The sequence below is a fragment of the Bythopirellula superficialaquae genome (assembly GCF_059632245.1).
The window spans coordinates 63723-77991 of record NZ_CP197426.1 but is presented as its reverse complement, the minus strand read 5'-3'; the positions used below and the strand labels follow the sequence as shown (position 1 = coordinate 77991).

The 14269-nt window shown below is 53.8% G+C and carries 11 protein-coding genes; 6 read left to right on the top strand and 5 right to left on the bottom strand.

The window, feature by feature from the left end; translation table 11 throughout:
* The first annotated feature begins 178 nt into the window (after window positions 1–178).
* Complete coding sequence (locus SH678x_RS00290) at window positions 179–1270, top strand: response regulator (protein WP_496920886.1); 1092 nt, start codon at window positions 179–181, stop codon at window positions 1268–1270.
* The gene (locus SH678x_RS00285; protein WP_496920885.1) at window positions 1239–1502 is read left to right on the top strand and encodes a hypothetical protein; all 264 of its coding nucleotides are present in this window, start codon (window positions 1239–1241) and stop codon (window positions 1500–1502) included. Before SH678x_RS00290 ends, SH678x_RS00285 begins: the two co-directional genes overlap by 32 nt.
* Here the strand turns inward: SH678x_RS00285 and SH678x_RS00280 are convergent.
* The 5 genes from SH678x_RS00280 to SH678x_RS00260 all read right to left on the bottom strand — a co-directional run bounded on the left by SH678x_RS00280 (window position 1462) and on the right by SH678x_RS00260 (window position 9872).
* On the bottom strand, window positions 1462–1668 hold the full coding sequence (locus SH678x_RS00280) for a YrhK family protein (protein WP_496920884.1): 207 nt from the start codon (window positions 1666–1668) through the stop codon (window positions 1462–1464). The two genes, SH678x_RS00285 and SH678x_RS00280, sit on opposite strands and share 41 nt — an antisense overlap.
* Window positions 1669–1737: 69 nt before the next feature.
* On the bottom strand, window positions 1738–5007 hold the full coding sequence (locus SH678x_RS00275) for a hypothetical protein (protein WP_496920883.1): 3270 nt from the start codon (window positions 5005–5007) through the stop codon (window positions 1738–1740).
* A gap of 80 nt (window positions 5008–5087) precedes the next feature.
* Window positions 5088–7787, bottom strand: a complete 2700-nt coding sequence (locus tag SH678x_RS00270; RefSeq protein WP_496920882.1) for a beta strand repeat-containing protein — start codon at window positions 7785–7787, stop codon at window positions 5088–5090.
* Window positions 7788–7971: 184 nt separating this feature from the next.
* Window positions 7972–8904: a PEP-CTERM sorting domain-containing protein gene (locus SH678x_RS00265; RefSeq protein ID WP_496920881.1), complete on the bottom strand. Its 933-nt coding sequence runs from the start codon at window positions 8902–8904 to the stop codon at window positions 7972–7974.
* Window positions 8847–9872, bottom strand: coding sequence for a glycoside hydrolase family 44 protein (locus SH678x_RS00260; protein ID WP_496920880.1), 1026 nt, complete (start codon window positions 9870–9872; stop codon window positions 8847–8849). Before SH678x_RS00260 ends, SH678x_RS00265 begins: the two co-directional genes overlap by 58 nt.
* A 283-nt stretch (window positions 9873–10155) precedes the next feature.
* On the opposite strand from SH678x_RS00260, the gene SH678x_RS00255 reads away from it, so the two are divergent.
* The 4 genes from SH678x_RS00255 to SH678x_RS00240 all read left to right on the top strand — a co-directional run bounded on the left by SH678x_RS00255 (window position 10156) and on the right by SH678x_RS00240 (window position 14220).
* Window positions 10156–10509 (top strand): HPF/RaiA family ribosome-associated protein, encoded by a 354-nt coding sequence (locus tag SH678x_RS00255; protein WP_496920879.1) that lies wholly within the window; start codon window positions 10156–10158, stop codon window positions 10507–10509.
* 75 nt (window positions 10510–10584) lie between these two features.
* On the top strand, window positions 10585–11043 hold the full coding sequence (locus SH678x_RS00250; RefSeq protein ID WP_496920878.1) for a MarR family winged helix-turn-helix transcriptional regulator: 459 nt from the start codon (window positions 10585–10587) through the stop codon (window positions 11041–11043).
* A gap of 13 nt (window positions 11044–11056) precedes the next feature.
* A complete protein-coding gene (locus tag SH678x_RS00245) occupies window positions 11057–11464 on the top strand; it encodes a DUF1398 domain-containing protein (RefSeq protein ID WP_496920877.1) in 408 nt (135 codons plus the stop codon).
* A gap of 92 nt (window positions 11465–11556) precedes the next feature.
* Window positions 11557–14220 (top strand): MGH1-like glycoside hydrolase domain-containing protein, encoded by a 2664-nt coding sequence (locus tag SH678x_RS00240; RefSeq protein WP_496920876.1) that lies wholly within the window; start codon window positions 11557–11559, stop codon window positions 14218–14220.
* Window positions 14221–14269 lie beyond the last annotated feature (49 nt).

Here is a 14269-nt window from a genome sequence, read left to right as displayed (position 1 = left end):
AACTGGAGGCGAACTTGTTATGCGTATTGTTTCAATGCGGTGAAATATTCGGGGATATCGTGTTCGTTGTGTGATTGGCATTGAGTATTCGGTTCGGTTTGTACGAAGAAATCCCTAGGGGGGCATGGCATTTTGCTCCACAATTTGAACGCTAAATCCGCTATAAATTAATCCTACCATGATGATTTCACCTCGCACTAAAGTCTTGCTTGTCGAAGACAACGATGGCTTGCGCCGTGTTTACAAACGGCTGCTTGAAGCTCATCAATTTGACGTCTTCACGGCCCAACATGGTGAGGCGGCTCTGGATGTCTTGGAAGACCACGCGATCGACGTTGTGGTAACCGACATTGGCATGCCGGTGATGGACGGCTTTGAGCTAGCCCGGCAAATTCGCGCGAACCCGGCGATCCAAGTCCATCGGTTGGTGGCGTTAACGGCTTACAGCCAACCACAGCTTGTGACGCAAGTTCAGAAATGCGGGATCGACGTCTATCTGGCCAAACCGATTAATATTCTTGACCTCAAAAACGCCATCCTCGGCAATTGGGTCGAAGCCGATTATCTTCATCAGCCGGCGCAGACTGACGAATACGCGGCGCAGCAATCTGATATGCTCACGGACACATTGCGATCGCGGCTACGCGCCGCCACGCACGACTTACACATGAACTTAGAACGGCAACTCGATCTGCTGAATCCTAATCAAGATCTCAGCGTCTATCGAAAACTACTCGCAGCTTTCTATGGCTATTATGTTGCCATCGAAGCGCGATTGGCTCATGCGGTTGAGCATGAACCATGGTCGAGTGAAATACTATTGCGACGTAAGTCGAATGCCTTGCGAACCGATCTGGTGGCTCTGGGAATGAGCGAAAACGATATCGATCAACTTCCCACCGCGCGATCGCTGCCGGAAGTGCGCTGCCTAGCCGACGTGCTGGGGATCATGTACGTGCTGGAAGGGTCGTCGTTAGGGGGTGCTATCTTGGCCAAACATTTTCATTCCCGGCTGGGACTAACTCGCACAAACGGCGCTTCGTTTTTCAACTTCTATGGTGAGAACTTACAAAACAATTGGCGGCAGTTTTTGGTCTGGCTCGAAAGTTGCTCGCCACCTGCAAATGAGTCGCGCATGATTGCCGCGGCTCAAACGACGTTTCGCACACTCGGCGATTGGCTGCTCACGCAAGCGAAGGTCGTGAACACAGACAAAAACCTCTCGTCTCTGAATACGCATGGCACTGCTCGATCTCACCACTTGCGATAGCGAACCGATTCATATCCCGGGGGCGATTCAGCCTCACGGGATTCTGGCCGCAGTAGATCCGACGACTCATCTTGTGACGCATGTGAGTGCCAACGTTGAGGAGTTGCTCGGCCGCGCACCGGCTACGTTGCTTGGCCAGAATATCGACGTACTCGTCGGCAACGGCGAGCATACCGGCGAGCCGAATCGGTTCAGTGGGAGTAATCTGCCAAAGCGGCCGCCGAACTACTGACCAGCATCAACCCCGAGCCCGCGATAAACAGCCAGACGCCAAACTGCTGTGTGCCAGGCCAAAGAAACAGCACGCTACCCGCGAAGAACAAAAAATTGCCGAACACCCCTTCGGCCACAAAGAACCAGCGATAACGGTCGAAGAACCTTCGCAACAAACTCTTCATCGAGACTTCCTTTGCTAGGCAAAGACTTGGAATAGGATTGCCCAAGCCTAGCAAATTCCCTGACGGCAATCATCTGAAAAGTTGAGTCGAACGCCGGCGTGGGAACCAAACTCCGCACAAAGCGACTAACAGCAATGTTGACGGTTCCGGGACGCTGGCAACACCTGCCACTGGGATGCCGCTACCAAATTGTCGCTGCCAAGCCAGAAAGTCACGGCCATCGCTATCGCCGTCGCCGTCGGCATCCGCCAGTGCATTACCAGTTTGGTGAGCGGCTTGCCAATCGTCGAGATCGTTGGCGTCGACAAAGCCATTGCCATCGAAGTCAGCGGTGATGGCGTTCACATTAAGAACAACACGATCGCTGAGATAATCAAGCGACCACCAACGATCGGCGAGTGCCGGGACGGTGAAGTTGTCGAAAGCACCGGTGATTGTGCCGCCCACATTGGTGATAATTTCAAAGCTATCGCCAACCAGCGGGTCGTAATCACTCACGAGAGAGACATCGAGCGTGCCGCCCAGCAGTGCTCCACCATCGGAAACGTGCAGCCTGTCGAACTCACCAAGGTTGGGTAACCCACCTAAGTCGATCTCCAACACCCCCGTCACGTCCTGTTGGAAGTTCCCGGAAATATTGAACTCACCGGTCGGGTCACTCGTTCCTTCCGGCCGCAGCGTCCCCGAGTTGCGAAACAACGTTTCGTGATTTGTTGTTTCACCATGTAAGTCGACGTTGCCATGCCCGGCAATTAACGCCCCCGCCTGATTCCACAAGCTGCTACCTGCATTGCCACTCAGAACTTTGAAACTGGAGTTGATACTCAATTCAGCGCCAGCCATATTTCGAAACTCGATTAAACCGGCATTCATGCGCTCGATTTGAAAATTCCCTTCCGCGTTGATGACACCTCGATTCGCAAAACGCTCGTCGTTAATCTGAATATTCAAGGCATGTGAACTTTCCACCTCCAATATGCCTTCCTGCTGTATGGTCGTCCCTGCTGCGAGTGTAATATTCAACGGCGTCAAGCCATTGGAGATAACGGTGCCGCGATTGACGAAACTGCCACGGGCCACGTTGATCGTCCCGCCACCTTGAATCATGTGCTCCGCGCCGTGAACGAAGAAACCGCCTGAAGGCACATTTGTACCGATTTCAAACGCCAAGGGGAAATTCGACGTCCCCCATGTGCCACTGCCAGTAAGTTCGGTAAACGGGCCACCGACATAAGCCGTGGTGTTGCTCGTTTGACTCACGGCTCCGTCGTTAGTCATCCTGCCGCGCACTTCTATATGTCCGCCGATAACCAATTGACCTAGGTTATGAACATCAGCCAAATAAGAGGGACCGGTGGTGGAGGTCGCAACGATCGCGCCGCTCCCTTCCGTGCTAAGGATCCCACCGGTGATTTTTGAGACGCGGACCTCAGACCCGTCGCCGGCGTGGATGATGCCCAGGTCACTATCTTGGTAATTGACAACGTGTGCCTCGATAACAAGATCGCCACCGTTGATCGCCTTGAACTCTCCACTGTTTGTGACGGTCGACGGCTCGAAGTTACTGAATTGAGGATTGGCGACAATCGTAAATATGCGGTTGTTAACATCAGACTGAACAACCCCGCGATTGGTAAACGCGATACCTGAACCGATGGCCCCGTAGCCATGAATCAAGTTATCTTCGTTTATTAACGGATCATAAAATCCATCAAATGTTGTCGAACTACCAACAATCCCGCCCCCGATTTCGACACGAATTTCGCCGCCACCGATGAGTTTCGTCGGCTTTACAATCGCAAGCCCACCGGCAAGTGTCCCCGTATTTTGAATTTCTCCGGCCAGATTCCAACGGCTATTAGCGGGGGTGTCGCCGATCTTCCCCTCCAGCCGCAGGTCTTCGAGCACAACCCTCGTAGTATCCTCCGTGATAATTTTACCACCCTGAGTCTCACCCTCATTATGTGCCACGGCGCGCAAGATGCCGCCCCGCAGCGTCATGCTTCCCAGCACGACCGTCGAATCAACACCAGCTTCGACGATACCCATCGTCGCACCATCTGAGTTATTGAGGATATCGTTGTAGCTGGCACCCCGTATTTCGACTCTCCCGCCCGTCTTGGCACGAATCGTGCCCGAATTCAACGTTTGTGCCATCGAGTATGGCAGTTGGCTCGCACTGCGGAGATTGATTTGCAGCGTTCCCTCGCCCGTTTCGATCACACCTCGGTTGTCAAATACCAATCGATTTGTTGTTTGCGAAGAATTAATCGCTCCAGGACCTTGAATCGTGTGATTCACGTCGTTCACAAAGCCAGGGGTTCCAACAAATTGACCGCCGTATTGCGCTGCAGGAATGTAGACAGACCCACCATTGAGGTCCATCGAGCCATTGCCTGTGATCGTGGCGTATCCTTCGACGAAAAACGTGTTAACTACGATATCGGTGTTGTTGGTCACGAGATTGCTGAACGTCACCGAACTCATCGCCAAGTTTCCTTCAAGCGTGACGTTTTCGAACATCACGCTGTTGAGAGTAATCAAACCTTCATTCGTACCACCGACACTGGTCGTAGAAAGCTGACCACCCACCAAGCGAATTTTACTAAGAGAAACTATCGAGTCGCCTCGAGCTTCGATGATCCCATTCAGATTATCGAGTGGAGTAAAAAATGCGGGAGGGTCGCCAAGGCCAGAGACTAAAAGAGTGCCGCCATTCTCAGCGATCAGCTGACCATGATTGGAATGGATGCCGCGACTCGTGGTTCCATAGAGACCCACAGTGAGTTGCTTACCCGGCACGTTGGCGGTCACTGTGCCATCGTTATTGAGCACGGCTCCTTGACCGATGTTCGAGATGTGACCCGCCCCTTCAATGCGACCTTCATTCCAGAGCACATAATAAGGACTCGTGTAATCAAAAATCTGCGACGTGTCGACAAGAGAAAGGATTCCACTTCCCTGAACCCAAAGTGAGTTACCTACATGTAATCGCGACGAAGGAGCGAAGTTGACGTTGCCGGCAATAGTCGCGGAATTGGCGATCAAGAAACGGCTAGCATCGAAGTTTAAAACATCACCATTGTCGATCCTAAGATTCCCAACCGTCGCATTTTGATCCAGTAAGGTAACGCTCTCCTGCGGGGAATCATCGTCGATCGTCACATTGGTCGTGGCGAGATTCGGAACAACACCCGTCGACCAGTTGGCTGGGTCGGACCAGTTGCCCGAGGAGCCACCGATCCAGACGGCTTCGACGGCGTCAACCTTTGCGGGCGCAAACAATAAGATCGAAATAAGAAGCATGCCCAGCGGCACGCGGAGAATTCTGGCGTACATGGCGACCCTGCTCATGGAGAAGTAAAAGTGAGCCTCCATGATAGCCGCGTTTTCACAAGCCAGCAAACAAACCCTTGGGGTCAATGCGCCACAGGCTTTTTTCGCTGGAAAAGTGAGACCACGACGAATAGAGCGAGAACAATTGCCGACGGCTCGGGCACACTCGTGCTCGCCACCACGGGTAGTGCGCCCGTGAATTGGCGCTGCCAGACGAGAAAATCGCGGCCATCGACGTCGCCATCGTCGTCGGCATCACCATCTTCATGATCGGCAGAGTTCATGCCATAGTTATTCTGCCACGTGAGTAGACCGTCGCCATCAACATCGCCGTCTTCGTCGAAGTCGGCGCCAAATTGAGCGAGCAAGCGCACAACATTGGGGAGATATTCCACGCGCCAGCCAAACAAGCCGTCCCAAGTAATCGTGTTAAAGACACCCGTGATGCTGCCCGTGGTGTTGATAATATCGATGCCCGTGCCATAGACAGGTGTGAATCCCGCGAGGGGCGTGATATGCAAATTCCCGCCTAAACTCGCGTCGCCGTCGATATCGATGGCATCATATTGCAGCACGCTCGAGGCTTCGATTCGCAACTGGCCGCTACTTCCTTGCTTAAAATCCCCTTCAATATCAAGCTCACCAATTTGATTGTTAAATCCAGGCCGCAAACTGCCCGCGGTGTTGGTCAGATCTGCCGACAGTGTACCCGTGGCTTGAAAGTTTGTGCCGGCGCCCAGTTCAATTTCCTGGCCGTGCATTTCACCGCCCGTGCTCAAGAACATTTCGGTATTGGTGACCGTGGTTTTGCCCGCGGTGCGGAATTGAATCGACCCGTTGGTGTCGGCCAGGATGACTTTGGCGTCGGCATTGTTCGTGGGAGCGAATGTCGCCAGGCTTGCAAGATCGATGTGACCACCACTCGTCGCGCGAAAGTCGGCGCCGCCGGAAACCATGGTTACGCCGCCGAGATCGATCGTACCGCCAACCGCATAGACATCGGTATTATTGAACGTTCCCCCTGCAAAAGTTGTGACGCTCGACAAATCAATCGAACTTCCCACATCCGCTCGTAGAACGGATCCATTGCTGCCGGCAGAGTAACCGGTGAGCGCGGGGGCTGTGATCACGCCGCCATTGCTGGCCAAGAAACTCGTCGTATCGACGCTCGTTAGCGAATCCAAATCGACGACGGACGTTGCTCCTGAGATCTCAATATTGACCGGTCCTAGAGTCGTCAGATTCGGCGATTCTATGATCCCACCATTGGCCGCACGAAGCCTGCCGAGATCGGCATTGTTTGTTCGAGAGAATGTTGTCAGATCGGTCAGCACAACGCGGCCACCATCGTTGGCTTCGACGTTGGTCGATCCGTTAACAATTTGTGTCACATTGTCGATTTCCACGCGTCCCCCCGCAGCCACAACGTTCGTGCGATTGAATGTGCCACCGCTGAAGCTTGTCAACGACGAAAGATCGACCAAACTCGTCGCACCAATGGCGATTAGACTACTGCCTGTACTCCCCGCGCTGTAAGTGGCTAGCACCGGCGGAGCCACCGTGCCGCCATTCGTCGCTGTGAAACTCGTGCTATCGACGGATGTCAGATTCGACATGTTGATCGACGAAGTCGCACCATCGATTTCGACGAGCACCGGGCCCAATGTTGTCAGACTCGATGTCAAAATGCTGCCCCCGCCCGCAGCTCGCAGGCGGGCCGTATCGGCAAAGTTCGTGCGAGTGAACGTCGTCAGAGCTGAAAGATTGATGGTTGCCGAGTTGGTCGCATCGATCATAAACGCTCCCGTATTGAGTGACGTCACATTCTCTAATTCAATGATGCCACCATTGTTGGCGATCAGCTTGGAATTGTTAAATGTACCACCATTGAACGTGGTAAGTGGCGACAAATCGAGCTTGCTTCCCGTTCCATCGGCCTGGAAGGTTGAACCACTGCTGTCGGCGATATAGCTTGTCAAGGAATTCAAAGGAACGACGCCGCCATCCAGGGCATAAAATGAAACCGTATTGGCGCTCGTGACGTTGCCCAAGCCAATCGACGAGGTGGCACCACTGACTCGGACTGCGACGTGATTGCTCAGCGTCGAGAGGTTCGGTGTGATGAGTGTCCCGCCATTGATCGCGCGGAGTTCGCCAAAATCGGTCGTAATACTGCGGCTGAAAGTCGTTAAGGCATTCAGCGCAATCTGGCTATTCGCTCCATTCGCTTCGATGTACGTCGCGCCACTTGTCATCGATGCGACGTTCTCCATTTCAATCGTGCCACCGCTTGTGGCCGCAAGTACCGCATTAAAGAACCCACCGCCGGTGAACGTGGTTACACCCGAGAGATCGAGCAGACTGCTGGTGCCATCTGATTCGAGCGTCGTGCGATTGTCGCTACGGCCAGTGATAGTGCTCAGCACTCCTGGTGAGAACAGCATCTTGCCTCCCGCCGTGGCTCGTAGTCCCGAGACGTCGCTATTCACCGTGTTGAGAATGTTGAGAGTGCCCGTCTTGCTGATGAGCCGCCCATTCTGCAGATCGATTGTGCCGCTGATCGATCCCCCACCGCTCCCCACCACGAGATCCGAAGGGGTGGTAATCAACAGATTCTCACTCATCGAGAGCGAATTGATCTCGGGTGCCGAACCGCTGAGTGTGATCGTGAGCGTCCCCGACTGACTGATCGTGACCCGATCAATAAAACTGGGAAGTGCGGGATTGCTCGACCAGTTGCTGGGAGCGAGCCAATCGCCTCCACCGCCGTTAACCCAACTCACCGGGGACGCAACGAGTGATAAAGGAGAAAAACTAAGCCCTCAACACACAAACGCCACAAACGCCACAAACGCCGAACGCAACATCGAAGCTCCCCCCACTTGGTGCATGAATTTCTTTTCTGCACCGGCAATCTAAACCTGCAATTGCAAGGGGTCAAACAGAATTAATGTTTGCTTCATGTTGCTATCGTGAAAGATTTGTCGACCAGCATCGGCCCAACGTTGCAAATCCCAGCAGTAAAAGTACTAAACTCGCAGGCTCGGGCACGCTCGTGCTTGCCGCGAATTGACCAGCATAACCTGTCTGCCAATCGGCCAAGTCCCCCAGATTAGGGTTCCGCTGCCACGCGAGAAAATCGCGGCCATCGACATCGCCATCGTTGTCGAAGTCGCCGGGGAGGGATGCGGAGTAAAGCACCAACGTCGAAACGCTGTACGCGGGCATCGTGTATTGAAACGCGTTCACGAGATCGATCTCGATGTCGGCGGCTTGCTGTGGGTTAGCACTCGCTGATGTGAGCTGGAAAACCTCGGCACGATCGAAACGTATATCGCTCGTCACTGCGAGTCCCGCATCGAGGGGTTGATTGGTGCGATTGATCGCCACGAGAATCATTCGCGACGGATCCTCGGAATCGACACTGGCATAAATGGCCGACTGTGCGATGTTGTTCGTGCCAGCATTGATCGATGTATCTCCGAATTGACCCCCTTGGCCGTCGTAGTCGAGATACATTTGAAACGCGCCATCAGTGAAAGCCTGGCTGCCATCGATGGGCCACAAGGCAGCAGCGAACAAGCCTTCGCGGCCAAAGACTCCTAGTGCATCCGCTTGGGCAATCCCGCCCGAGATATGCGCGCCACCGCCGTAGTTGTATTCGGTGATCGAGAGTTTTGTGCCGGGATTGAAATCGTTGATATCTCGTTGGAGCCTGGGCAGCAGTGTAACCGGTCCGTAATTTCCTGGCGAACCTTGCCATGTGCCCCACTGGCTGATCCAACTTGTCTCGGCATAAGTCGGGTCCCACAACGAACGCGGCGCTTGTATGCGAGCCTCGATCAATCCCGCCGAGGGATTGGGGTTGTTGTCAAACGCGATCCGCGTCCCGCCACCCATATAGCTTCGGGATACCAATGCACGTCGAGTACGTCCATCAGCTTGCGACCTTGAGCAAGTTCTTCGGTGCGGACTTCTTTGAGCAGCCACTCCAGATAGTGATTCTCGCCGTTCTGGTCGCCGCCGGGATGCGCGGGGGAAGTCGTTCGGTCCGTCGCGTCCTGTAATGTTGTGAACTCGGAATACCCATACGATACTGCCCCCAGCACCATTGCATCGGGAGCAACATCTTTGATCGCCGAGGCATGGGCGATCGTCTTGGTTTTCATTTCAGCGAACGTGGGCTTGTTGGGATGAAGTCGCGAATGAGTTTCGCTCCACAAGGCAGGTTCGTTATCGAGGCTATAAAACACTTCTGGCGGACTGGATTGTTGTTCGCGGGTTGTCTCGACCCAATTCACAAATTCATCCGTGAAAGCATAGTTATCACTTTCATTGGGCGCAAGACTTAAACTGCTGCCGGGATAAACCGACGATTTCTTGGCGGCCACCTGATGCCACCGCGATGACGGAGCAGTCTGTGCCACGCTCACGGGACCCGCAACATCGGCAGCAACATATCCGGCCATCGGAACCGTGACGACCAAAGCTCGGTTGTTCTGCGCTGCACTCACGAGCGAGGGACGAACGGCTTCGCCCGGCGGCGTGTTGCTCGCGAAATTCTCGACGAGATAGTTGTCGCTTTGATGATTCCAGTCGCTCCCGGCATTCGAGGCGTTGGTTTCCCAGTTGTAGCCAGTCCAACGATTGCCGCCTAAGCGGTCGAGTGTGGCTGGAGCCTCGAAGCCCGCGTTTTCATAAAAGTTAATGCCATAGATATGTGGCGAGATCGCCCGCACGTTCTGCCCAGCATTAACCGTGAACTGCACGTCGGCGGGGCCTGGATTATCGGGAGATATGGCATGGAGTTGAGCCAGCGTCGTCAATACGCTCAGCGCAAGCACCAACCCACGGATGCAATTCGTCATGATGTCGTTCCCAAGAAAAGCGCCCCTGCGAGGCCACAGCCTCTCGGGCACTTATTGTACCAGACGTAATGCGTGCCGGGCATGCCGAAATGGTGGATTGCAACAAGTCTCGCTCCGGATTTTCCTAGGATCACGCCGGGATGGAGCGATTTTTGGAACGGAATTTGTAGAATGCTATTCATGGCTTTTTGAACGAACCTTGTCGTCGATATAACGTACTTTTCTTTAGAGAGTGATCCGCTTTTGCTCTCGTGTTTTCTGTCTCCGCAAGATTGGGGGAATTATGCAAGTTCAACTCGGCACCGACAACCATATTGAAGGCACTGCGAAACTCGCCGATTACGTACAAGCTCTCGTTCAAGACACGCTCGAACGATTTCAACGACGCATTACCAGCGTGCACGTGCACCTCTCCGATGAAAATAGTGGGCACAAATCGGGCAGTAATGACAAACGGTGTGCGATGGAGGCACGCATTTCGGGTCGGCAACCGCTCACCGTGACCGCCACGGCGTCGACTGTCGATCAATCCCTAGATGGTGCCATCGCGAAGCTGGAAAAGGCTCTGGCGACGCACTTCGATCGACTCGATCAGGCCAAGGGCCGCCCTTCTTTTGCGGGCGAAGAAGCTCTCTAACAAAATTCGCTTGACGACAACCTCCAGCAGCAGTAACCTCTAAATAGTTTCCTAGGAAACTATTTAGAGGTATGTATGTCTAAGTCGTCTATTAGCAATCTCGAAGATCATCTCGGCTATTGGCTGCGGCTCGTGTCGAATCACGTGTCGCATGCCTTCAAAGCGAAGGTAGAATCCCACGGCGTGACCGTCGCCGAATGGGTCGTGCTGCGCATTCTTTTGACGAGGGATGACATCAATCCCAGCCAAATTGCGGAACAGTTGGGCATGACGCGGGGGGCCATTTCCAAGCTGGTCGACCGACTCGTCGAGAAAAAACTAACACGGATTCGCGTGGAAAAATCCGACCGCCGATTCCAGTCGATCTTGCTCACTCCGGCCGGGCGAGCAATTGTCCCTAAGCTTGCCGCGCTCGCTGATGAGAACGACGAAGAATTCTTCAGTTCGCTCAACGACAAGCAGCGGTCTCAACTAGCTTCACTGCTTAAGCAAATCGTCGCCGACCGTGGGCTTAAGGAAACCCCCACGACTTAACAAGGAACATTTCATGACTGCCGAAACCACGACTCAACTCGCTGAACTGACCAAACGCTCTCGCGCTGGCGAGATCATCTTTCCTGATTTCATCCAAGAGCTCGCTGCAATCGGCGTCGAGCGTTACCACACCGATTATTGCCGCCAGGAGAACACCTATTACTTCTCAAGCGGCGAATCATGCGTCGTGGCGGTCCCGCATCCCACGGAAACGATCGGCTCAGAGTTTTCAGAAGCTCGCGTCGAACAGGCGATCCGCCAAAGCCAACGAGGCGAACATACTTATCCTGAGTTCCTGCAGAAGACGATGGCCGCGGGCTGCGTCGGCTATTTCGTGCAAATCACGGGACGACAAGCTCTCTACTTTGGTCGTCGTGGGGAAGTCCATATCGAACCGTTCCCACAGCCTTCGCAGAATTGATTCACACGCTACATCGGTCTAGCATCGAATGGGAACGGCGAACACAATAGAGAACCTCTTATGTTAGTCGTTGCTCTAGCCCGCGTTGCCCGATGTCTACCAATCCCGAACGAGATCGACTTGTCGAACACAATGCCGGCAAGGCGGACTGGAAACGCTGGGGCACTTACCTGAGCGATCGTGCCTGGGGCACGGTCCGCGAAGATTACAGTGCGAATGGTGATGCTTGGAATTATTTTCCGCACGACCATGCCCGCAGCCGCGCATTCCGTTGGAGCGAAGACGGCATCGGCGGGTTTTGCGACGACAAGCAACACCTCTGCCTGGCCGTGGCATTCTGGAACGAGCAGGACCACATTCTCAAAGAGCGAATGTTTGGCCTCACGAACCAGCAAGGCAACCATGGCGAGGATGTCAAAGAGTACTACTTCTTTCTCGATGGAACGCCGACGCACTCGTACATGCGGATGCTGTACAAGTATCCGCAAACGGCTTATCCCTACGACGATCTCGTCAAAGTCAACGGCAGCCGTGACCAATCGCAGCCTGAATACGAATTGCTTGACGCGCTCCACGACGAATTTCTCGCCAACAAGTATTTCGACATCACGATCGAATACGCTAAGGCAAGCCCCGAGGACATTCTCTGTCGCATCACGGCTGTCAATCGGGGACCTGATGCGGCACCGCTGCACATTCTGCCGCACCTTTGGTTTCGCAATAACTGGAGCTGGGACGTAAATGGCCAACGCGAGACGATACAAGCGTTCGCCCCCGGTGCCGTGCATACGGCTCATGACCTTTTGGACGAGCGCTGGTGGTATGTCCGTTCGGAAGATGGCCAGCCACTTGAGTTGTTATTCACCGAGAACGAAACAAATTTTGAGCGACTCTACAATGCCCTCAACAATACTTCACCGTACGCCAAAGATGGAATTCATGAATACGTCGTCGACAAGCATCAAGATGCCGTGAATTTTCAGCAAGGCAGCAAGGTTGCGGCGCACGCCCGGGCGGTGATACCCGCGGGAGGGTCGTTCACTGTTGATGTACGATTCTCGCCAACCGAGCTCACCGCACCATTTGGCGGCTTCGACGAAACATTTGTCGCTCGTCGCGAGGAAGCAGATCAGTTTTACGAAGCCCTGCATCCCCCCACGATGACCGAAGACCAACAGCTTGTCGCGCGGCAGGCGTTCGCGGGATTGCTGTGGTCAAAGCAATACTATCACTACGACGTGTATCGTTGGCTCAAGGGGGATCCCACCCAACCCAAGCCTCCGGAATCGCGCTGGCAAGCCCGCAATTCTCATTGGAAGGAATTGCACAATGCCGAGGTGATTCTCATGCCCGACACGTGGGAATATCCCTGGTATGCCTCGTGGGATTTGGCGTTTCATTGCGTGGCGATGTCGCATATCGACCCCGCGTTTGCGAAGCAACAATTGCGGCAGATGGGCTTCGAGTGGTATCAGCACGCCAACGGCCAGTATCCAGCCTATGAATGGAACTTCGACGACGTGAATCCTCCCGTAATCGGCTGGGCCGCATGGCGGGTTTATCAAATTGATCGTGACATAACCGGTAAGGGCGACACCGCATTTCTCAAGGAAATTTTCCAAAATGAAATGCTCAACTTCAATTTCTGGATCAACCGCAAAGACAGCGAAGGACGCGACGTTTTTGGCGGTGGCTTTCTGGGAATGGACAACATCGGCGTGTTCGATCGCGACCGCCCACTTTCCAACGGCGAACGGCTTGAGCAGTCCGACGGCACAAGTTGGATGGCGTTGTACTGTGTGACGATGCTTACCATGGCGATTGAATTGTCGCAGGAAGATGCCATCTACCAGAACATGGCCGTTAAGTATTTCGAGCACTTTCTGTATATCGCCCACGCGATGACCAACATCGATGGCTGCGGCATTCATTTGTGGGACACCCAGGATGAATTCTTTTACGACGTGATTCAACTTCCCTCCGGTGAAGGCCAGCCGTTAAGAATTCATTCGATGGTCGGACTCATCCCCTTGTTCGCAGTCTGCGCGGCCACGTCTGAGAGAACCAAAGAGCTTGTTGACTTTCGCGAGCGAACACAATGGTTTGTCGAGAATCGTCCCGACTTGCTAAAAAATGTCGCCTCCGTGCTTGAGCCGGGCGTGGGTGGAACGCAACTTTTGGCGATTCTTTCCACGGATCGTTTGAAAGCCATTCTGCGGCGAATGCTCGACCCCGAGGAGTTTCTTTCCGATTACGGCATCCGAGCGTTGTCGCGTTATCACAAAGATCATCCCTATGAGTTTTCACTCGATGGCGAAGAGTTCGTCATCAAATATCTGCCGGCTGAATCCGACAGCCGATTGTTCGGCGGCAATTCCAATTGGCGAGGGCCCATTTGGTTTCCTGTGAATTACCTTATCATTCGCTCGCTGCATGAGTTCTCGCTGTATTTCGGTGACAACCTAAAAGTGGAATGCCCGACGGGATCGAGCCAGATGCTTGGACTTGATGAGGTCGCCCACGAAATTGCGCATCGGCTGACCAATATCTTCTTGCGCGATGAGAACGGCCGCCGTGCCGTGTTCGGTGGGAATGATCTTTTTCAGAACGATCCTGCTTGGCGTGATTGCATACCCTTTAATGAGTATTTCCATGGCGATAATGGGGCGGGACTCGGGGCGAGCCATCAAACCGGCTGGACGGCGTTAGTCGTGTCGTTGCTCTATGAATACTGGGAACAACATGGACGCAGTTAAGACAAAACTTATTATTCGCTTGCACTTACCTCTCGCTCATCGGTTGTGT

Excerpts from the sequence above, each read along its gene's own strand:
- SH678x_RS00290 (WP_496920886.1), top strand. The coding sequence starts at position 179 with ATGATGATTTCACCTCGCACTAAAGTCTTGCTTGTCGAAGACAACGAT.
- SH678x_RS00285 (WP_496920885.1), top strand. The coding sequence starts at position 1,239 with ATGGCACTGCTCGATCTCACCACTTGCGATAGCGAACCGATTCATATC.
- SH678x_RS00280 (WP_496920884.1), bottom strand. The coding sequence starts at position 1,668 with ATGAAGAGTTTGTTGCGAAGGTTCTTCGACCGTTATCGCTGGTTCTTT.
- SH678x_RS00275 (WP_496920883.1), bottom strand. The coding sequence starts at position 5,007 with ATGTACGCCAGAATTCTCCGCGTGCCGCTGGGCATGCTTCTTATTTCG.
- SH678x_RS00265 (WP_496920881.1), bottom strand. The coding sequence starts at position 8,904 with ATGGGTGGCGGGACGCGGATCGCGTTTGACAACAACCCCAATCCCTCG.
- SH678x_RS00260 (WP_496920880.1), bottom strand. The coding sequence starts at position 9,872 with ATGACGAATTGCATCCGTGGGTTGGTGCTTGCGCTGAGCGTATTGACG.
- SH678x_RS00255 (WP_496920879.1), top strand. The coding sequence starts at position 10,156 with ATGCAAGTTCAACTCGGCACCGACAACCATATTGAAGGCACTGCGAAA.
- SH678x_RS00250 (WP_496920878.1), top strand. The coding sequence starts at position 10,585 with ATGTCTAAGTCGTCTATTAGCAATCTCGAAGATCATCTCGGCTATTGG.
- SH678x_RS00245 (WP_496920877.1), top strand. The coding sequence starts at position 11,057 with ATGACTGCCGAAACCACGACTCAACTCGCTGAACTGACCAAACGCTCT.
- SH678x_RS00240 (WP_496920876.1), top strand. The coding sequence starts at position 11,557 with ATGTCTACCAATCCCGAACGAGATCGACTTGTCGAACACAATGCCGGC.